This window comes from Chryseobacterium sp. KMC2, assembly GCF_016756935.1.
Lineage (GTDB): Bacteria > Bacteroidota > Bacteroidia > Flavobacteriales > Weeksellaceae > Chryseobacterium > Chryseobacterium rhizosphaerae.
On record NZ_JAESIT010000004.1, the window covers coordinates 244,519 to 265,573 of the forward strand.

The following is a 21,055-nucleotide window of genomic DNA, read 5'->3' on the forward strand; positions in this document are numbered from 1 at the left end:
CTAAATTCTGTTACTATATAATGTTACCTCAAACCTAATAGGATATTGAATCAAATAAAAGCAATAAACATCCCTTTTTCCTGAAAAAGGGATGAATAAAACAGAGCAAAAAACAGATGATTTACACAAAAACAGTTTTAAAACCTGTAATAAGATCTCAAGCGAGCAGTTCGTCCCGGCATTTATTAAACCTACAGACAATTTAATTCACTACCTTTGTTAACCCTATAAACCGTTTATTTAAAAAAACTTACCTATAAAGCAACATGAAGTCTATTCTTTTTATTCTTCTCTTTTTATTATCACTAGCATTACCTGCTCAAAACAAAAGCGATTTTAATAAGGTTTATACAAAAACTTATATAAAGACTTCACATGAAGACTTCAAAAAGGCAATGAATATAGCTGATTCTTTATATTCAGCTTCTGAAGAACCTTATTTTAAAGCTAAAAGCCTGATGCTCTCTGCTACGCTTCTGCAAGAAGCCGGAGACGTAAAAAAAGCGGTAGATTATGCGATAAAGGCTGAAGAAATATGTGAAAAATCAAAAGATCATGTACAAACTGCTGAAATCTACGGTTTTTTGGCGACCCAATTCCGAAAATTAAAGCTTTATAACCAATCCATTTCATATATCCGTAAAGCAGGGGAACAGGCAGAACAAATTGAAAATACAACGGTCAAAAGTACAATTTTAGGCTTAATAATCCAGGAACACGCCAGTTATGAAATTGATCAAAAGAATTATAAAAAAGCAATTCTTTTAATTGAAAAATCCCAGGTTTATTTCAGGGAAAATAAAACCAACAAAGAACTTTTTTTAGCCAGTAATGAACGGCTTTTAGCCGACAGCTTCTATGATCTGGGAGAATATGATCAATCACTCTCCCATTATACCATCGCTTTGGAATTGTTGGGAAAATTTCCTGATAATTTCCTGAAAGGATTCATATACAACGGAATATCTGCTATCTACATAAAAAAAAGAAATGTAAAATATGCTAAGACCTATGTTGACCTTGCCCAAAAGATTGCGGATAAAACACAATATCTGGACTTAAAAAAAGAAATTTACAAAACCTCACAGGAATATTATGTTTTAGAGAAAAATATTGAAAAATTTAGCCAGCTAAAAAGGAAGGAAGACGCTATTAGCGAAGTTATTTCGGAGAAAAAAAATACCTTTATCAATAACGAACAGACCAAATTACTAGATAAAAATAATGCACTCTATCAGAATAATCTTCTTTTAATCCTGGCTTCCTGTGGCAGCCTCACCATCCTGGGTATTATGTTTTTCTTTTATTATAGGAAAGATAGCCTTTTAAAAGCAAAACTTTCTTTGCTGGAAGACGCTTTAAAAAGCAGAACAAAAGCAAACCATAAGACTACCGAAAATATTAAAATGATAAAGCCTGAGGTTGAGGAAAAAATTCTAAAAAAGCTGGAGGCTTTTGAAAATTCGAACATGTTTGTTCAGAAAAACATTTCCCTGTCTGTGCTGTCTATATATTGTAATACCAATACCAAGTACCTTTCAATAGTTATAAATTCTCATAAACAAAAAGACTTTAATAATTACATTAACGAGCTTAGAATTAAATATCTTGTTTATAAAATCAAAACAGAACCCCAATATCTGAAATACAAAATAGTGAGTTTGGCAGAATTGGCAGGCTTCTCAACACAAAGTAAATTTATAGAGGCATTTAAAAAAGAAATGTCAGTTACTCCTTCTTTATTCATAAAGAGTATTGAAGATCAAGCTCCAAACTCTTCTAATGAGGAATAAGCAGACAACACCAATCCCCAGAGATTATCTTAAAAGGCTTGGAAAATGATCCATATTTTTGATTACCCGGAGGTGCTACTTCACACGGATATGTATTTTTTAAGTTTTATCTTGTAAACTCTTTTTTATAAAAGATTCACGCTCAAATGCCATAGAAACAATATTAACGAGAAATTGAATGATCATTTTCGTTGTCATTTCAACACCCCTAAAGGGAGTTCTCTCATGGGTAAGCAGATAAGCATTTTCCTTAGTAGATAATTTAGACAAACAAACTAAGGTATAGTCTTTTCTCAAATCCCGAATACCTTTAGCAAATTTTGCATGTCCGCTCATAATTTGATTTCCTTTTAACCCTATAGGAGTCTTACTACTGATCTCAAGAATAGAAACGGCAATTATCCGTTTCACACCACATTCATACAATGATTCAATGATTATATCTAATGAATAGTCATCATTAACACTATTGACATAAACAATATCTATCCCGTTCATTGCCTTATAAATAGCCTCTTTATCTATAACCTCTCCTTTCAGAACCTTTAACTTCCCCTTGCCCATCCTCTCCAGTTGATGATGATCTGCCTCTGTATACAAGGTAAGATTATGTGGAGTTCGTGCAATAAGTTCAGTAGTCAGCAATATTTCAATTTCCTTACTGAATCCTAATATCATGATATTCATAAATAGTTTTGGCTTTTATTTTCAATCAACAGCTTTATTAGTATTTTCATTCTGATTACTATAGAACTGCACTAAGTTAAATAGATTAGCATCTGAAAAGTCAATTAGGAAAGCATCCTTAGTAAGTTGTTTGGTATGAGTAGTAAACTTATTATAATATCGAAATATAATCAAGGTATTGACTTTCCTTTTTCAAGAAAAAGGAAATAATAAGTACTGCACAAAATATGAACCTTTTATGGGCTGGCTCCATAATTACTCCAACATACAAGATTGATAATGTTCATTATAATTATAAATTGAATAAAAAGACTATATATTGAAAATCATTCTATATTGCTCAATTACCCTAAAAAATATATCAGAAATTAAGTATTGTAATAACCTCTATCCTTACATAATATTTTTATATCAAATAAGTCTGTTTGTTATAATTTACATAAGTAATTAAATATTTTAGTAAGGTAGAACATATCAAAAAAAAGTAATTTTATTATTAATTGTTACCAGCTATCGATCAAGTATAAATAATACATATCAATAGCAACTGATAAAAAACAGTCAAAATATTAACAAATTATATGCAGTTGAATATGGTAGAAAAATACAAATAAAAATAATGTACGTATGGTATCTCATTTTGGCATAAAGCTAAAACATAAAGATTCGAATGATATACTTTATTCATTCATTTCGCTAGAAGGTTTTGCTAGAGTGATCTGAAATTAAAAGTTGATTTCGTTTCTGTATCATTCTTTTTGAGAGTGGGTTTTGACTACTTCAGATATGACTCAGCCTGTATCATAAATTACAGAGCTCGCTAATTATATAATTGCCCCATATCTCTATAAATATATCATTTTTTACATTTAGTTATTTGTTGAGGAATTTTATGATATTTGACTCAACATAAAGTGATTCTTTCAACTTTTGTTGAAAGAATGTTAAGACTGATCCTCATTTTCAATTTTCAAAGAATTTTTTTAATACTAACAAAAAAATTTCATTATGAAACAGAAATTCATTTGCACCTTAGTCCTTTTACTAAGCAATTGCACTTTTTTATTCAGCCAAGTTGGAATTCAGACTACTAATCCACAAGGAGTGTTTAACATTGACGCGGCCAAAGACAACCCAGCAACAGGAGTGCCTTCAGCTGCACAGCAAGCCAATGATGTGGCAGTTACATTTAGTGGGAATATGGGAATAGGTATCACAGAACCTACCAATAAACTCCACATCAATGGAACTGATCCATTACGTTTACAGGGAGTTTCTACAGGAAATACAACCACGGATCATCTTGTGGTAATCGACTCTACTGGTGTTATAAAAAACATTGGTACATTGGGGGGATTATCTATCCCTAACCCAGCAGTTTTCCGATTAGAAAATGACCAATCTAATTTTTTACAATCGCAGGGTGCGGGAGGCTCGCAAGCAGTTCCTATGTCCGTTGTAAAAAATACTATTCCCGGGATGAGTTATAATGCTGGCGCTAATACAATTACATTCCCTGCGGGAACATATCAGATTACTTTTGTATATGAAGCAACCCATAACGCTACAGGATGTACTATCAGTTCATATTTTGTCGACTTTCCTCTCAATAATACAAATTCAAGAGTTCATAATACAGCTGCACATTCACAAGGAGTAGCATCTAATCATGGGGGAACAATTACATATGCTACAACCATTCCTGCCAATAGAACCTGGAAAATAGCTCTGGGGAGAGGGCAATCAGGAAACTGCTCTGGAGCAGGTATGCAGCTAATTGCAAGATCTACCCAAGTACTGGTCTACCGAATTGGTGACTAATTCCATATAGATGTACCCATCAAGCATTCTCAGATTGTACGAAAAATATTAACAATACAAATTATAGTAAAACACCGGCTTATGTCGGTGTTTTACTAGCTATCAATACGTTATCTTATATTTATTATTTGCAAGTAAATATTTCGTTGAAGCTTTTTCATTTTTATTCTGACTAATTTATATGGACGAGGATATTCACTTTTTAAGTAAATACTTTAAATGAAGAGTTACATAAGTTATGTTCAGCTGTAATTATATGGTCAAAGACATATATAGCCGCTCTTAATTTTCCTTGATATTTCTATGATTCAAGGAGCACAGTGCCAAATACCAATTTCCTGTCTGCGCCAGCAACTTTCTTTACATAATTTGAACTCCTAAAAGTCAAAGCTATATTAATGAGTCTAAAAAGTTTCTAGTATTAAAATAAATAGAATAAATACAATAACACTCTGAATGATTTGAATATACTTCAATCAAATGGAGAATATTAACTTGGATTAATATTCTTTGAAACAGAGTGAGGATCTGTTTTTGATATTATTCCGGCGATATAATATGGTTAAGCTTATTATTATTTTTCGCCGGGATTTTTACATTGATAATAATATGTAGCATCAACCTCTCACTCGTTGATTCATCTTTAAATGCAGCATCGAATTTCTTTTCTCCCAGCAAATAATCATAAACGTAAATAACATAAATAAAAAAATGATAGAATTATCTTGCTGACCCTCCCCAGATCGAACATCGTCTCGTCCATAAGTCTGGTACCTTTTATTTTAATGGATATATACTCTCGAAAAATTAACAATAAGTTTTATACAACTTCAAAATGTGTGATTTCCCAACCTCGGATGATAGTAGTAATCGAATTAATTGTAAATAACTTCAAACCATAATATGTCTTATTTTATACCTATTAAACGACAAAGTCATTCATAGTCTGAAGAAAAGTCAAGTTCATTTATAATCCTTTATCTAGAAAAAGACAAAAAACCGGCAGAAAAAATATTCTATCTTAACAAGTGAAATGAATATTTATTCGCCGGCTAATTGAACTAAATGATTTTTTTTCTATTCATCCGGTTATTAGAACCGATTATTGACTTAACAAAAATAGCATCTCTGAAATAGAAAATGTTTATACAATTTATCCTTTCACTTGTCTAAATACTCTTATTTTACATTTGTGATACCATTAATATAATAAATATATCTTAAAAAATATATACTTAGTCATATTTAAAATCACCAAAATAGAAATACTATAGCGGAATTATATCAGCATAATTTATCGGAGTCATCAACTAAAAAATTAGAATACAATTAAAAATGTCCACTTAGCATTCGTAAGTATTCTGCTAAGAACAAATATTTTTTTAAAAAAATAAAAGACTTAATCCCCATTAAAAATAAAAGCTGTAATTAAAACAACATATTGAATAATTAAGTAAAGTTTAAAAGAGAAATCATCATTACATTTGTATAGATGCATATTCGCATTCTTATAGTTATCCTTAATGTTTAAGGCCAAGAAGCTACCATTAAGAATTATCGTCCGATTGTTATATAATTGGTAGCTTTCAAGGCCTTTTTATTTGTTAATTTGATTGATTCAATGACAAAGGAAAAACATCACTAAATTCAGACTAGCTTTAGTAAGTGATTACCTAATACAATTAAATTGTAAAAGAATAAAAGACATTCGATATAAAATAAATACACTTCATCTAATATAAAATAGCCAAATTGTAGAATAATATATGCATCCTTACCTTATCAATAAGTAGCTATTTTTGTTTAAATAACATTTCTATCATTTATACTTGGTTTTTAAAGATACTGAACAGCTGTTCTGAAATATTTATATAAATTCGTTAACAGCTGCTTCAGTTCTGAATGCCCGCAAATTATCATGAGTAATCTTTTCATTTCGAGTTCTGAACAAAAGTTGCTTTATCTTGAAATATAAAATTAGGATTTTTATGTGGTGGCTCCTGCATTTATATTTAGGCACTTATTGTTACAATAATATTACTGAAGCCCGTCCAAAATCTCTTACTTTATGTGCTGTTTAAAATAGACAAAATGATAGGCAATAGCACTGTTCCAATACGCTGTATTATGATCGCCGGGCCGACTGATGAATGTCGCTGGAATACCAGTACTATCCACCAGCTGCTTTAATTCCATGCTGGCAGGGTATAAAATATCTTCGGTGCCACAATCAAAGATAAAATTCCGTTTAAAGTTGGATCTTTTACTGATGATCTCCAATATGCTGTAGGCATTCCAGTTTATATAATTGTTTTCTGTCCCACCCAGAAGGGTTTTTGTGTCATCTACCAATCTGTTATTTTTCCAAAAATGTTGACTGACATTTTGAAAAATGTTATAATCTATTTTGAGTGCGCCACTGCTGCAACCAGCGGTATTAAAATAGTCCTCATGCAGTACAAAGAGTCTTAATGCGCCATATCCCCCCATACTCAATCCACTGATAAATACGTTATTTCTGTCAATATTGTAAGCCTGATGTATTGTAGGCCTGAGCTCCTTGAAGAAAAAGTCATCATATTGCATTTCATTCTCCAATGGACTATTAAGGTAAAAAGAGGTATAACCATCAGGAGTGACAACAATAAAACCATATTGATCAGCCATCTGTTGAAGGTCGACTGTATGGCTCCATTGCCTGTAATTTTGGCTATAGCCATGCAATAAATAAACTAATGGATATTTGGTATCGTTATTATAAGTCTTGGGCTTAAAAACGAGGACCGTATCTCGTTTCTGAAGATATTTTGATTGAATAACAAACTGTTCCTGAGCTCTAAGACCCCAAGAGTAAAGAAGTACGATAACTGTGATAAGATATTTCATTTTGTTTGGATTTCTTAACTTTGTACTACAAATATCAGCTGATATTTTACTGCAGTCAATGACTAACAAAATTGTTAGGTTTTAATTCAACAGGTATGCGTAAGAATAATTCGACCAACGCCATTAATGAGAAATTCCTATTTCAGGTCTGTGAGCTCAATTCTGCGATCGCTATGATCAGTGGACGGTGGAAATCCCAGATTGTTTATTCAATCAGTCAGGGGAACAATAGATTCCATTTGCTTCAGAAGGAGCTACCCAATATTTCCGAACAGGTTTTAGCCAGGCAGCTAAAAGAATTGGAAACACACTCTATTTTGGTAAAAACAGATATTCAAGGTACTGTTCCACCTGGTGTGGCCTATATTTTAACCAGCAAAGGTTTGGATCTCATACCCATATTGGAAAGTTTATGCGGCTGGGGAAAGGTATATGCAGAGGGAAAGGAAATAACTACATTGTTATGAATATAGCGTTTCCTCTACGCGCTGATCATTAATTTAGGATTTTATACTGCTGCTGATTCCTAGGAATTAACATTCTTTTTGTAAAAGATTTTCTTTGTCCATCTGAATTTCCACCCATTCATTTAAATAACCGATAAACGGAATCAATTCCTTTCCTGTTCTTGTCAGTTTATATTCTGTATCAAATACATTTGCTTTACATTCAAGGGTCGATTCCAATAGGGCTAAAGACTTTCGTATGTTCCACCATTATCACTCAGAAAATGAATTGACAAAAAATGTGAATTTATATAACAAACCGTGATTATACTTATTCATTTTATAACTATTCAAGTTTTAAATAAATTACTTCATGATCATTTAGTAAATTTGAGCTTTAACCTATCCCATTGCTTTAGGTATTATCAATATAATATATGATTTATCAATATAATATATGATTTAAAATCAAAAACAAATCGATATTGCTACAATACTTTATTGACAAACCACATAAAATCTACTATTTAATTATACAATAAAATGAATGATTATCAATCACAGAATGTTGCAGACTACCCTAATGACAATACTTATTTCTTGGTATGGAGTTTTAAGCCAAATGTTGATATAGCAAAAATATTTAAAAGGATATGTGCCCTTATAGCCAATATTAATAACTCTGCTCTCGACCGTTTCCCTGATTCAAGTTCAAGCTGCATTTTAGGTATAAGTTACAGTGCCTGGCTAAAATTAGACTTACTGAAGCCTCTACCAAAAGAATTAAAACCATTTAGTGAGATCAAAGGTGCTAAACATACTGCACCAGCTACCGTCGGTGATCTCCATTTCCACATTCGTTCTGATAGAAAAAGCTATGCCTATGACATATCGGCCATTATTTCAGATTTTCTAGGAGCCTACGCAGAGTGCATCGTTGAAGTACACGGTTTTCGATACTGGGATGGTAGATCTATCCTTGGTTTTGTCGATGGAACCGAAAATCCCCACGGAAATGACCGAGCCTATTTTTCTGTAATAGGCGATACCGATCCTGTTTATAGAGGCGGCAGTTATCTTTTTGTTCAAAAATATGTTCACAATATGAATGCCTGGAAAAGCCTCTCTGTGAAGGAACAAGAAAATGTGATTGGCCGGTCAAAAGACAATGATATCGAAATGGATGATGATGTTAAGCCCTCTAACTCACATATCGCTCTAGCCAATATTGGAGATGACTTTAAGATTGTAAGGGACAATATGCCTTTTGGAAATACAGCAACTAATGAAATGGGTACATATTTTCTAGCTTACGCCAGTACGTTTTCAACTATTGAAAAAATGCTTGAAAATATGTTTATAGGAAATCCACCGGGAAATTATGATCGGATCCTTGATTTTAGTACTGCAAAAACAGGAACACTATTTTTTGTTCCCTCACTGGACATGCTTGATAGCTTTTCAAGCTAGTGTAATCTTCATTATAATTTATAAACCTGTAGAAAAATATAATCCCTAAAAGCTACATAAATGAGAACAGCAGGTATCTATCTGAGTTTTGATGGTAATTGTGAACAGGCATTTAATTATTACAAATCTATCTTCGGCGGAAACTTTAGCCAGATCATACGTCTCAGAGATATTAAAAGTAATACATCAAATCCAGATCCCAGTAGTAATTTAGATAAAATCGTGTTCATTTCATTATTCATCGGTAGTTCGGTACTTATTGGCTGTGATATTCATGACAAATGGGTAAATCCCCTGATTAAGGGTAATAATTTTTCTGTTTCGATCTCCGAGTCAACAATATCTGGTACTAAAAAATTATTTGATAAACTTGCTGAAAAAGGTAAAATATTGATTCCCCCTGCGTATACTTCCTGGAATGATTATCTGGGAATGGTTATTGATCCTTTTGGAGTCAACTGGATAATTATTTATGATAAGAAACTGAAAAAACGACATGTTTCATTTGATTTATTTTCACCAAATTAATCAATATGATCAAATTAAAAAGTTTCAAGTGCAAAAATGATCAAAATATAATTGTAAAAACTTATCCGCAGAGAAATTATTTGATGACCTTTTAAATAATTTTGAAAAGTTAAAACTGCTTCTCTAACATTCAGTAACGAAGAAAACAGCGACTTTATATTACATACTATTTTTCATGTCTTGTTTTCCCAAAACCATACAACATAAAATGGATACTAAAAACAATACAAAAAATCAAAAAGTTTCGACTCTTTTCGGTTTGAATACCGAATTAAAAGATGTGGTATTTTCCACTGAAGATATATGCAGCTCTAAAAAAGTATCTCACTCATCTTTTCAGCTAATACTTTTAGAAAAAGGCAATGGAAGTCACTTAATTGATGAGCATGAATTTCCTATTAATAATTACCAACTTCATTTTATATTTCCGAATGTAGTGCACCAATTAAATATTGTGGGAGATTACAAAGTTTTTCCACTTAATATCAATGAAGATATCATTGATAAGTTCAGTAGTTACATGATGTTTCCTTTTTCATTTTATCGGGAAAATCCGGTATTTAATCTACATAAGGATAATTTCCAAAGACTTTTCTATGAATTAACAAGCATCGAAAAAGCATTGAAAAGCAATGTTGACTTCTGGGAGATTATCTACGAGAGAATAAGGATTATTACATTAATGATCAGTAAAGAAGCTTGTCGTTTATACATGTTAAAAAACAATAATTCGACTTCCGAACTGATGGCAAAATTTATTACATTGATGCTGAGTCATTACAAACAGGAAAGAGGGGTGAAATTCTATGCTAAAAAGCTTTTTATATCTCCCAATTATCTTAATATCCTATGCAAAAAGCAATTTGGTAAAACCGCAACATCCATCATCATTAATGAAGTCTTACTCGAACTTAAAAGAAGTCTAATGACATCCGACAAATCGATAAAAGAACTCGCCTATGAATTTAATTTCCAGAGCATATCCTCATTTTCAAGCTTCTTTAAAAAGCATACCGGACAATCTCCAAAAAGCTTTCATGACGCTGAATCAAAATACAAAATTTCTCTAATCACAGAATTTCCTCAGACCTACGTCTCTCATAAAAAATAGCCAAAATTCGTTTTATATAGGCTAGTTTTTGATCATATCTCGTAAAAGAAAAACTTTAAGAGAGTTATTTTCATCCTATCTTATAGTATATTTTTATATAGCAATTTTTTAAATATTATAATTCAAACAAGTAATTAAATATTTTGATTAAGGTATAAAACTACCAAAGAAGTAACTTTATTGTTAGTTGCTATTTTTATAACAGGATATACCAAATATCTGCTGCTGGCAACTAGTTCATTATATAAATTAACAAAATTATATGTGAATGAATATGGTTGAAAATACAAACAATGTCCTTACGGTATCTCTTTATGACATACAGCAAAAACACAAGGATTCGAACGATATACTCTATTCTTCGATTTCGCCAGAAAAGCTATACTCTGGCAATCAGCACCTGAAACTAGATTTCATTTCAATTATCTTTTTTGAAACTGGATTTGGAACACTTCGGATAAATGAGAAAAAATATAGTATCAACGCTTCTCAAATCCACATTATTTTTCCGAATTCTGTTCATTCCTGGAATATTTTAGGGTCGTCAAAAGTTCATCAACTAATTATTTCAAAAAGATCTTTTGATAACTTTATAAATGGACAGCTTTCCCTGCCAAAAAGAATCTATAAGAAATACCCTGTTATAAGTATCTCTCATCCTATAGGAGAACTATTACGTCATGAATTTATGGATATAAAAACTGAATTTGATGCTCCATCTTGTGTAATGAACCATATCGTAAATTTGAAGACGAAAATAATTATCGACTACATTAGTCAGGAAATTAAAACAAATTTTGAAGATCTGTCTGCATACTACCTTCACCCTCTATTGTTTGAATTTTTACAATTAATCAAAAAAGAATGCCGCAAAAACATAATGGTAGGATCATACGCAAAAGAACTAGGCATATCTCCCAATTACCTCAATATTCTCTGTCGAAAACATTTTAATAAAACAGCCATAGAAGTTATTCATTGTAAAATAATTGAAATGATTAAATTCCAACTTATAGATTCCAATGACAATATTAGAGATATCGCCTTTGATTTTGGTTTTAAAAGTCATGCCTATTTCAGTGAAATTTTCAAAAAAAATGTTGGAATCACTCCTCGCAGCTTTAGAGAAAAATATAGAAAATGAAACAAAGTGACTTATAACTAATTGGTTAATAAAAAATATACTTACTACTTTACTGACACAAAAAACCTTGAAAAACTATAATTACTCATTGCTTTTCAAGGCGATTTAAATCAAATAATATAAAATATAAAAAATCCTTCTTACAGTGAATTTCATTGACAATATTCTATTCTCTGTTTTACTTAATATACTACTGAAACAGTATGTATAGCAATTTTAAAGATCTTTTGTTGAACATTCTGGTAAAACGCAATTAGCATCATTTCCATCAGTCAACACAAGAACTAGATACTAGATAAAACCACAACTTTGTAAGATACCTATTGTACAGTAACTTCTTTACAATAGGATGTAAGCATCAAGTAAATTTATCCAATATAATCAGTTTTACATTATACCTATTTATGTTTTTAATTGTTGATTTTATAGATTAAAATAAATTGGAATTTACTTCTCTATCAAAAGGCCGCAAGTATTCCAACTATTTTCAAAATAATCAGCCTCCTAATTTACTCTCGGTCTAGTCAATTTATCATCGTTTATTGTAAATGTGAAGTTGAGATAATCTATAATCAGTATACTATTTAGAAGATTAATTAATACTGGAACGATTGGTTCAAATTAAATTAAATTTATTACATTTGTCTTCAATATGTCAAGAAGTAAAGAATTTGATTACATTGAGAAACTGGAGATAGTGCGTAACCTATTTTGGGAAAAGGGTTATCATGCAACTTCTATGAATGATATTGTAGATGCTTTACAACTGAACAGAAGCAGTATTTATAATACTTATGGAAATAAACATACTCTTTTCCTAGAATGTTTGAAGAATTACGCTAAAATGAAAACAGCTCAATATAGGAAGGCTACTTCTTATAACGGTTCATCATTCGAAGTTCTTTCCCATACGGTACACGATGTAATGAACCAAACTATTCAGGACAAAAAAGCCTGCCTTATTATCCGTACTATCTTTGAACTGGGTGACAGTGATCCACTTGTGAATAATTTGATCGCAGACAATGCCAAAGTACTTGAAGAAATATTCAGAACACTGATAAAAAAATCTATATTAGATAATGAGATTAAGAAAGAAATCGTACCAGAAGTAGCAGCAAGATACATACTTTCTTCTTTTAGCGGATTTTATAGACATTATATTGTTTCTGGTAAAAAAGTAGAGGTACAACAGATGATCGATTTTATGTTAAGCTCAATGCGATAAAATTTTTTTGATTCATTTTGAAACGATCGTTTCAAAATGAATCAAAAAAGGGGGTAATCAGTATCGTTATTCAAAATCGAAATAGATAGAATTTAAATAAAAATATAATTATTAAAATAACAGTAACTATGTCAGAAAATAGACAAAAACTAGTTGTACAGACCTACTTCAAAAAAGTAGATTCACGAGAATTCGATGCAGAATATTATGCGCTATTTACAGAAGATGTGGAACTATACTTTCCAAAATTTGGTTTTGGCTATGGCACAGAAGGCCTTAGAAAATTCGGTGTAAAGATGTCAGGCTTTTTAGAATCACTCAGCCATGATGTTGAAAATTTCACCTATATACAATCCGAAAATTTAATTGCGGTTGAAGGAACTGAAAATGGAACTTTATTGGATGGGCGATCATGGCCTGATAACCAAAATTCATTCGGAAAATTTTGTAACGTCTTTGAATTCGACGGAGATCTGATCAAAAGGATGCATATATATGCTGATCCAGATGTCGCCTCAGAAGATAAGTTGGGCATATCTAGATTAAGCGGCAACAATATGGATATTAACATGAAATCAATTGAAGAGGTCACAAAAGAAGTAGTTGATACTTTTTACCACTTACTTAGCAGTGGTAATACAGAAAGAATTGCGGACCTTTTCGCAGACGAGGTGGACTGGGATTTACCAGGTAATACTGAAAAATTTGAATGGGTAGGAAAACGAAAAAACAAAAAGGAAGTTTCAGAATTCTTCCAGCAATTGAAACGAAATATAAAATCGGAAGAATTTAAGATTGATTTCATCGCTATAGAAGGAGAAAATGCTGTTGGAGTGGGTAGCCTATCTTCAACTATCCTTGCATATCAGAAAGTGTTCAGCTCGGAAATCACGAATATTTTTAAAGTTCGCAATGGTAAAATTATAAAATATCATTTTATGGAAGATAGCTATAAATTGGATAAAGAGATGAGCTGATTCAAATTGATAAGCAATATAACATTCTTATGAAGTTTAATTTGGTTAAAGAACAACTTATTTTAGATCTTTTTTAGATATATATTTTTGAATTTGAAAAAAATATACAATCACTATATCATCATCCGGGATATGCTTTAGTGGGTATAGATTATTTTTGGAATGAATTTGGAAAATTATTGAATAAAAAAGGTAATATAAACAAATTTTAACCTAGCTATATTTGCCTATTCATATAATTCGTTTTAAATCTCTTAAGTCTAATGGCTACCATTAATGGTTTTCATAGCCCATCTTCCAGGTAGCCATTACGACTTTTTTATACTTTTCACTCAGCGACAATATTTTTATTAGCTCTTAGCTAATTTTGTCCGGATCAAAACGACATTACTTATATTTTTAAAAGGAACTGGACATTTCTATGCATTACTGATGATTTCAAACTCATTAGCATTTGCTTTTAGCTTTATTTTACCTAATATTCTCCTATAATCTATTATAAAATATATAAGCAATAGAATAATTGAGACATATTTATATACCAATTGGTTGGTAATTTTGTAAACAATCGAATTTTAATTAGTTTTCGCCTAAGCCCAGTTGTCAGCATAAAATTTTGATGATTTTCTAATTGCTGAACAACTGTGGCTTTTTTATGATCACAGTTTATAGTAATAAATTCAATAAGCAATTGAATAAAAGGACTACTCTCCAAAAAAACTATCGTTACTATTTTTGTATTGAATCAAATTTTTTTTTGAGTTTTTAAAGATGACTGAACAGCTACTATAAGTGGACGAGGTGATTGTACCAGGTAGCTGTTTCAGTTTTTTCAATCTTTCCAATTGCCTTGCTAATGATTCATAGTGAAAACCAGCCACTTTGACTTTTGAAATTTACTAATTAATATTAGCTATATTCAACTCTACTCTCTTTTAACTGCAATGAGTACATACATGAAAGGACAATCAACATAGTTTACATACAAAATATGGTTATTCATTATATAATTTCTCCTATTGTTTGAATAAAAAGATTAATGTAAATAAATATATCCGTACTACATTTGTTTTGTCATATATAGTTTGTTTTAATTTTTATACAAGTCTGACGGCTACAACTAATTATGTTTTTTTTATAACATGTCTTCCAAGTAGCCGTTAAGACTTTAATTATTATTCTTGAAGCAACAATTTTAGGATTTACTCAATCATAAACAACAATCCTATTTAATATAAAACAAACAAGCTTTTGAATAATAAATGTATTATCAACCAATGAATTTTTACGTTATTTTGTATAGTATCGAATCTCTATAATTTATACTTACTTTAAAAGCTGTGGGCAAATGCTCACAGCTTTATTTTCTCTAATATCTTTTCTTATTCCTATAATTCTGATGAATCTGAATAGTTCTGAATTACGTTTTACAATTTAACTTGGTATGTCGGATTATGAGAACCAATAATGATTAAATTATGGTTTATTTGAAGCCACAGAGCTTAATCAAGTTAGTTTGGATTTTTGAACAATTCCCAAATATGTTCTACTCATCTGTAATCGGAGAAAGCTTAATTCCACTGGAATAAAGAAAAGGAAATTTTGCAGGATGGTTAAATAAGAAAGTGAAAGAACTCCATCCACTTTCTTATCTACTTTGAATATTATCGTCTGCATATTTAATAGGTCAGACGATGAAATTTTAGTAACAACAGGAATCTAAATAATCGATAGCTTTCAATATACTCTCTATTTACACAAAAAACAAAATCTCCGGAAACTTCCGGAGATAAAAAAACACAAATGATGAAAAAAATTATTTTTCGAACTGCGAAAATAAAAAATTAGTCTCTATTACATGTGTTAATAAATTATAAATATATCTACTATTTTCAATATCATAACGCATTATTCCTTTTGTTTCGCCATGGTCATCGCCCTATTTTACAAAATTATTTATAGTGCTTTCCGCTATAATTTCCATCCTCACTTTCTGTTGTTGGTAAAGGTACTTCTCTAGGTCGTTTCCCTATCCTTTTATAAAACTTATGGAGTTCATCCAGCTCTTCTTCACTTAAATCCTCTATATCGACAATTTCGTTACTAGTCGGTTCATGAGATGTAACAAGCTCCTTTAACTTAATCTGGATGGCTTTTGAATCTTTATTCTATGCCTTTTATATTAAACTATATTAAAAATACCATCAGAAAAGTGATAATGGTCATACCCCTGCTGATGAACATCTGCCAGACTTCTGAAAATTTAAAAAAAGGTTTTGTCGTTACCCAGACAACGACCAGTAGGGCCGCACCTATAAAAGCTCCTGCATTGAAGCAGACCGCCCAGCCGGAAAATAGGTTAAAAAGATTCTTTTTCGATAATAGGATCATTTTTTTAATTAACACTTTAGATAAGGTTAATACCAGAAAACTCTTTTAGTATTAGAAACTCTAAGGTAGCCAACTATCTGATGATTATTTATGAGTGTAATCATAGATAAAATGTAAGGCTAAATAGCCTGCAAACTTTAAGCTAATTTTATCTACTAAAATTTCATCGTCTTTCCGAATCCTATCAAAGAACACCAGAGGTAGATCAACTTTAGGTTTATAGCAATCTTCCCCCTAAAATTCCTCAAAATCTAAATTATTTTCATCCTCAGAACCTACGATATATCCCTCGAACCTACCAATCGGAAAGCCAACAATAATACCCTTCAAACTGTGATACTTCCCAACCGGAGACGTAAAATCGATGCTCATTCAATTGTTGTGAATACCCTTCAAACTGTGATACTTCCCAACGATTACAATATAGGATAGATGATCTTAAAAGTTGTGAATACCCTTCAAATTGTGATACTTCCCAACTTAAGTTCATTCAACAAAGAAGTGCCTGTAGTTGTGAATACCCTTCAAACTGTGATACTTCCCAACGATTACAATATAGGATAGATGATCTTAAAAGTTGTGAATACCCTTCAAATTGTGATACTTCCCAACTCAAATCGAGGTAACTCCGTTAAAAATTACGCTGTGAATACCCTTCAAATTGTGATATGTCCCAACTTTTATTGCTAATAAGTGAACAATGATTGTGTTGTGAATACCCATCAAACTGAGATACTTCTCAACATTTTATCAAAAAAAGCGTAAGATGTAAGTTGTGAATACCCTTCAAACTGTGATACTTCCCAACAGACTATGATACAATACGGTTGGATTAAACGTTGTGAATACCCTTCAAACTGTGATACTTCCCAACCGTCAAAGTGAAATTACTGACGAAACGTTGGTTGTGAATACCCTTCAAACTGTGATACTTCCCAACATTTATCGAAAAAAAAAGCGTAAACTGTCAGTTCTGAATACCATTCTAAAAGTATATTTAATTAAGATTTAGCATTCTCTGTATAGCAAATCTCATAAATTGAAGATAAAATTCCGAAACCGTTGTACCCTGAATCTCCGGATAAGTTTGCTTAATAAATTCATAAAATTGTCCGGCAGGCAAATGGTTATGGGCAAATTGATTCCTGATCATTATTACAAGAAAAGCCAACTGTATAGGTTCTGTTTTTTTTGCAAGATCATTCTCGGATAGGTTTTTAAATGTTTCTTCATCGCAATCTTCGATCCATTTTACCTCCTGTTCTTCTACAAGCCCAGGTTTCTTGCGTAAAATACCATTAACGATATAATGCTTAAAGTTAGGGTGCCTTGCTCCAGTTTTATCAGCAAATTCAAATTCTGCGGGATGAGTGATACCATCCCAAGGCCAATTCTCCAATATTGTTTTTTCCATCTGCTGGATTTCCTTAAATAGGAGCTCCCGTCGTATTGACTCGTAGGATTCACTTCCTATTGATATTTCATTATCAATAGCCAGTCTATTCCATTTTTTATCACTATCATAGGAAAGCAAAGTTTTTACCTTGTCATCCAGAAGGAGAGCCTTGAGTTTTCCTAAATCTTTTAATTTTACACGAGGTTCATAAATCTGTCCATCCTCGTAAGCCAAAGTTTTACTCCATATAAAATCTTCTTTCAGAATATTGGGGCTATCATCACCTTCCATTCGTTGGCTCTGCAAGTGTGCCATTCGCTCTTTCTCCAGCCGTTCTTCTTGACTGAGGAAAAGTTGATCCAGGGACAATTCTACAGAATGGTCAAATACTTTCTGAAATAAGAATTCTGCCATCAGCTTAAGGAATAAGTCCTGTATTTTAATATTCTTTATTTTTAAATCCTGTTTCTTAGCTAGAAGCTCGATCTGACTTTTTCGATCATACTTAAAACTATTTTTCGCAAAATCGGTATCTTTCGCAAGTTCTTCCTCAAGGAGATCATCATAATTTCTTTCCAACAAATAATAATTTTGGAATTTATGTTTAGGAGCATATCCGTACTTATACCAGTCAGCAAAACCTTCTGGGTTCTCTGTTACCTTAACACCTTTGATAAATGTGGGTTTTTCATCAAAAATTCCCCGAGAAAAAATAAGTGGTTTTGATAATATCTTGCGTTTTTCAGTATTGAGATCTTCCAGCATATATAGACGATTTTCAAACAACCCTTTGGGCATCTGTTGATCCATGAACTTCCGCAAATTTTTCGCATTTGTACTGTGCTGAGAAATATTCTCCGAAAGACGTGTGAAGTACTTCTGTCTTCCGTAAAGGTAAGTTTCATAAAAACCATTAAATGTTTTATCTTTTGTGAAGCTATTCATTATCCAACCATTCCAGAATGAACTCCCATCTGAAAAATCCCAACCAGCCTGTAAAATCGACCTGGCTTCATGTGGCCTTTTTTCGAAAAAAGCTAATGACTGCTGAAGCTGACTGTGCTGATAACCTTTCCAATTTTTCTTTTGTACTGCAGGCATAAATCTTTTGATATCATCAGCCAACCAAGTCGCCTCTACACCCAATTCTGAATTTCGGAATACTTGCTGCCTTATAGGTTTCCCCCTAAATCTTTCACGACACTCCCGTCTATTTTTAGCGATTAGTATAAGTTTTTCATCTGTTTTTTCTATTTCCCTTTCAATAAGGCTTATTAATTTTTCAGTATTAACAGATTTTCCTTCTGTATTATTTCGAAGCCTTTTACTGATCATTGATGCCGGTAGCGGAGTCATTGGATCATAATCCCTAATCCGCTCAAAACCTATATTTAGTTTATTTTTTAGTTTCTCTTCAATTTCTTCAGGGCTGACATTATTTACAAGTATTTCATAGAGAAGTGCCGGGATTTCATTCATTGATAAAAGCGCAATTGGGCTTTCGGGATTTATATCATTTTTAACACCGATCAACTTTGAGATTTCAAATTTTTGCATTTTCCCTTGCTCTCGTTTCTTCATCTCCTCAGGCTTCTCCGCTTTTCTTTTTTCTTTAAACTCCTTTATACCATTTTTAAATGATTTGTCAGCTGAAATATGGATTGGAATATTATTTTCAATAAATACATACGATGGGTTGGGTAAAAGTTCCCAACCTGTGTTATTAGTCAATCCAATTATTTCTGTTAAATGTTCTGCTTTAAGACGGCTAATTGTAGAAAGTTTACCAAAAACTTTGATCCGGTCTTTCACTAGTCTTTCTGTCTGAAAGTCTGTTCCCGCAATATGTTTTATTCTACGGTCATGCACAAAATTACCCACATGTACCTGAAATCTCAGTGATGGAAAATCGAAAAACTCATCCAAAAATCGTATGGCAAAATAATTAAATTTGCTTTCATACCTCTTTCGAATGACTGGGTGTACAATTTTTGATTCTTCAAGGCTCAAATCTACTTTCCCCTCTCTGATGTATTCATTGATATCTTCAATAAATTTAGTCTTTGTTTCTTTGTCAAATGATGTGTATAGCTCATCCGGAACCTTACTTAATTCATCAATAATCTGGATCAGTAAAGTCTCCTCATGAAATTCCGTATTTAATTTTGGTTTCACACCTTTAAAACATAGCTGTGAAAATACCCAGTGGGTAGCCATAAACTTTAAACCACTAATATGTTCTTCTTCATCTTTTATTATCCTCGCCTTAAACCCCTTAATTCTACTCTTTAAATGCTCTGTCTCCTTTCTCCCAAGAAACATACTCAGTAAGAAAAGTAAGCCACTTTGCGAAATACAAATACCATTTTCAGCAGTATCAGAACCATAGTAATAGGAGCTGTAGGAAACTGTTGGTTTAATTACTTCCTCGTCTTTGAATATCAAATGATTAAACGCACCGTTTAGCACCCCATTTTTAATAGCTTCCGTATCATTGAGGTTCACCTTTTTTCCCTCACTCTTCAACTTTTTAAGTTTTTCAACCTGCTGCTTGTAGCGGATATCTAACTCTTCTTTAAGATTCTTTTTAAGTAGATGTCTCGTCTTATCATCTTTCATCTTATTTTTCTTGACATCATCTGCAACAGCCGCAAAAATATCGTCTAACAAAACAAATAGTTCATTGGAGAGATGGAGTGGTTTATGATAGTAATGTGTGTAGAAATTTCTTAAGCCATCAATTGCTTGTAATAACAACGCAAACTTTTGTCTTAATACAGTCCTGTCGCCCTGAAAACGGAGGTATTGTACCACTGGCAAATGCATTCTGACAAACCGTAGTTTATTCTGAAAGTCTCCATCTGAGTCTTCAGTTTTAAAACAGACTTCAACAAATTGTGTTAAACTCAACTTATTGCTGAATCCAAATTTAGCACCAAAAGCAGTGATTAATAAATCGACATTATTTCTTGCAGAGTTTAGAAAACCTCCGAAAAAGTGTTTATCCTCAATTTTAGTATGGTCATAAGAGATTCCTTGCCCCAATATCTGTGTTTCCATAGGTTAGTTAATATATTGACAATATATTAATTTATGGTTAAATGTAAAAACGGGAACACATAAACACAGGAAATAAAATAGCTAATACAATTTTTGATGGATCAAAATAGGAATGGT

16 protein-coding genes are annotated in these 21,055 nt (G+C 31.9%); 10 read left to right on the forward strand and 6 right to left on the reverse strand.

Going from position 1 to position 21,055, the window contains the following annotated elements:
- Positions 1-266 precede the first annotated feature (266 nt).
- Positions 267-1,793 (forward strand): AraC family transcriptional regulator, encoded by a 1,527-nt coding sequence (locus JML65_RS06805; protein ID WP_202270319.1) that lies wholly within the window; start codon positions 267-269, stop codon positions 1,791-1,793.
- A 99-nt stretch (positions 1,794-1,892) separates the two neighbouring features.
- Here the strand turns inward: JML65_RS06805 and JML65_RS06810 are convergent, their stop codons facing one another.
- Positions 1,893-2,480: an NAD(P)H-binding protein gene (locus tag JML65_RS06810; protein WP_202270320.1), complete on the reverse strand. Its 588-nt coding sequence runs from the start codon at positions 2,478-2,480 to the stop codon at positions 1,893-1,895.
- 1,008 nt (positions 2,481-3,488) lie between these two features.
- On the opposite strand from JML65_RS06810, the gene JML65_RS06815 reads away from it, so the two are divergent.
- A complete protein-coding gene (locus JML65_RS06815; protein ID WP_202270321.1) occupies positions 3,489-4,301 on the forward strand; it encodes a hypothetical protein in 813 nt (270 codons plus the stop codon).
- A gap of 2,061 nt (positions 4,302-6,362) precedes the next feature.
- Here JML65_RS06815 and JML65_RS06820 read toward each other — a convergent pair.
- A complete protein-coding gene (locus tag JML65_RS06820) occupies positions 6,363-7,187 on the reverse strand; it encodes an alpha/beta hydrolase (RefSeq protein ID WP_202270322.1) in 825 nt (274 codons plus the stop codon).
- 95 nt (positions 7,188-7,282) lie between these two features.
- Here JML65_RS06820 and JML65_RS06825 point away from each other — a divergent pair, with 95 nt between their 5' ends.
- Complete coding sequence (locus JML65_RS06825; protein WP_202270323.1) at positions 7,283-7,654, forward strand: winged helix-turn-helix transcriptional regulator; 372 nt, start codon at positions 7,283-7,285, stop codon at positions 7,652-7,654.
- A gap of 66 nt (positions 7,655-7,720) precedes the next feature.
- Here the strand turns inward: JML65_RS06825 and JML65_RS06830 are convergent, their stop codons facing one another.
- Positions 7,721-7,873 (reverse strand): winged helix-turn-helix transcriptional regulator, encoded by a 153-nt coding sequence (locus JML65_RS06830; RefSeq protein ID WP_202270324.1) that lies wholly within the window; start codon positions 7,871-7,873, stop codon positions 7,721-7,723.
- Between the two features lie 303 nt (positions 7,874-8,176).
- Between JML65_RS06830 and JML65_RS06835 the strand changes: the two genes are divergently transcribed.
- The 6 genes from JML65_RS06835 to JML65_RS06860 all read left to right on the forward strand — a co-directional run bounded on the left by JML65_RS06835 (position 8,177) and on the right by JML65_RS06860 (position 14,091).
- Complete coding sequence (locus JML65_RS06835) at positions 8,177-9,103, forward strand: Dyp-type peroxidase (protein ID WP_202270325.1); 927 nt, start codon at positions 8,177-8,179, stop codon at positions 9,101-9,103.
- A gap of 60 nt (positions 9,104-9,163) precedes the next feature.
- On the forward strand, positions 9,164-9,631 hold the full coding sequence (locus JML65_RS06840; protein WP_202270326.1) for a VOC family protein: 468 nt from the start codon (positions 9,164-9,166) through the stop codon (positions 9,629-9,631).
- A gap of 208 nt (positions 9,632-9,839) precedes the next feature.
- Positions 9,840-10,742: a helix-turn-helix domain-containing protein gene (locus tag JML65_RS06845; RefSeq protein WP_202270327.1), complete on the forward strand. Its 903-nt coding sequence runs from the start codon at positions 9,840-9,842 to the stop codon at positions 10,740-10,742.
- Positions 10,743-11,010: 268 nt separating this feature from the next.
- Complete coding sequence (locus tag JML65_RS06850) at positions 11,011-11,886, forward strand: helix-turn-helix domain-containing protein (RefSeq protein WP_202270328.1); 876 nt, start codon at positions 11,011-11,013, stop codon at positions 11,884-11,886.
- A gap of 652 nt (positions 11,887-12,538) precedes the next feature.
- Positions 12,539-13,114 carry a TetR/AcrR family transcriptional regulator gene (locus JML65_RS06855; RefSeq protein WP_202270329.1) on the forward strand — a complete coding sequence of 192 codons (576 nt, stop codon included), beginning with the start codon at positions 12,539-12,541 and terminating at the stop codon, positions 13,112-13,114.
- Positions 13,115-13,242: 128 nt separating this feature from the next.
- A complete protein-coding gene (locus JML65_RS06860; RefSeq protein WP_202270330.1) occupies positions 13,243-14,091 on the forward strand; it encodes a nuclear transport factor 2 family protein in 849 nt (282 codons plus the stop codon).
- Positions 14,092-16,043: 1,952 nt separating this feature from the next.
- Here JML65_RS06860 and JML65_RS23985 read toward each other — a convergent pair.
- Positions 16,044-16,241 (reverse strand): low affinity iron permease family protein, encoded by a 198-nt coding sequence (locus tag JML65_RS23985; RefSeq protein ID WP_317194038.1) that lies wholly within the window; start codon positions 16,239-16,241, stop codon positions 16,044-16,046.
- 37 nt (positions 16,242-16,278) lie between these two features.
- Positions 16,279-16,482: a low affinity iron permease family protein gene (locus JML65_RS23990; RefSeq protein ID WP_262896490.1), complete on the reverse strand. Its 204-nt coding sequence runs from the start codon at positions 16,480-16,482 to the stop codon at positions 16,279-16,281.
- 432 nt (positions 16,483-16,914) lie between these two features.
- Here JML65_RS23990 and JML65_RS24100 point away from each other — a divergent pair, with 432 nt between their 5' ends.
- On the forward strand, positions 16,915-17,046 hold the full coding sequence (locus tag JML65_RS24100; protein ID WP_410668986.1) for a hypothetical protein: 132 nt from the start codon (positions 16,915-16,917) through the stop codon (positions 17,044-17,046).
- Between the two features lie 433 nt (positions 17,047-17,479).
- Here JML65_RS24100 and cas13b read toward each other — a convergent pair whose 3' ends face one another.
- Positions 17,480-20,938: a type VI-B CRISPR-associated RNA-guided ribonuclease Cas13b gene (gene cas13b / locus JML65_RS06870; protein ID WP_202270331.1), complete on the reverse strand. Its 3,459-nt coding sequence runs from the start codon at positions 20,936-20,938 to the stop codon at positions 17,480-17,482.
- Positions 20,939-21,055 lie beyond the last annotated feature (117 nt).

What these genes read in the sequence shown, in the direction of transcription:
- JML65_RS06805 (WP_202270319.1), top strand. Translation starts at nt 267, where the DNA reads ATGAAGTCTATTCTTTTTATTCTTCTCTTTTTATTATCACTAGCATTA.
- JML65_RS06850 (WP_202270328.1), top strand. Translation starts at nt 11,011, where the DNA reads ATGAATATGGTTGAAAATACAAACAATGTCCTTACGGTATCTCTTTAT.
- JML65_RS06825 (WP_202270323.1), top strand. Translation starts at nt 7,283, where the DNA reads ATGCGTAAGAATAATTCGACCAACGCCATTAATGAGAAATTCCTATTT.
- JML65_RS24100 (WP_410668986.1), top strand. Translation starts at nt 16,915, where the DNA reads ATGATCTTAAAAGTTGTGAATACCCTTCAAATTGTGATACTTCCCAAC.
- JML65_RS06820 (WP_202270322.1), bottom strand. Translation starts at nt 7,187, where the DNA reads ATGAAATATCTTATCACAGTTATCGTACTTCTTTACTCTTGGGGTCTT.
- JML65_RS06840 (WP_202270326.1), top strand. Translation starts at nt 9,164, where the DNA reads ATGAGAACAGCAGGTATCTATCTGAGTTTTGATGGTAATTGTGAACAG.
- JML65_RS06860 (WP_202270330.1), top strand. Translation starts at nt 13,243, where the DNA reads ATGTCAGAAAATAGACAAAAACTAGTTGTACAGACCTACTTCAAAAAA.
- JML65_RS06855 (WP_202270329.1), top strand. Translation starts at nt 12,539, where the DNA reads ATGTCAAGAAGTAAAGAATTTGATTACATTGAGAAACTGGAGATAGTG.
- JML65_RS06845 (WP_202270327.1), top strand. Translation starts at nt 9,840, where the DNA reads ATGGATACTAAAAACAATACAAAAAATCAAAAAGTTTCGACTCTTTTC.
- JML65_RS06810 (WP_202270320.1), bottom strand. Translation starts at nt 2,480, where the DNA reads ATGAATATCATGATATTAGGATTCAGTAAGGAAATTGAAATATTGCTG.
- cas13b (WP_202270331.1), bottom strand. Translation starts at nt 20,938, where the DNA reads ATGGAAACACAGATATTGGGGCAAGGAATCTCTTATGACCATACTAAA.
- JML65_RS06815 (WP_202270321.1), top strand. Translation starts at nt 3,489, where the DNA reads ATGAAACAGAAATTCATTTGCACCTTAGTCCTTTTACTAAGCAATTGC.
- JML65_RS06835 (WP_202270325.1), top strand. Translation starts at nt 8,177, where the DNA reads ATGAATGATTATCAATCACAGAATGTTGCAGACTACCCTAATGACAAT.
- JML65_RS23990 (WP_262896490.1), bottom strand. Translation starts at nt 16,482, where the DNA reads ATGATCCTATTATCGAAAAAGAATCTTTTTAACCTATTTTCCGGCTGG.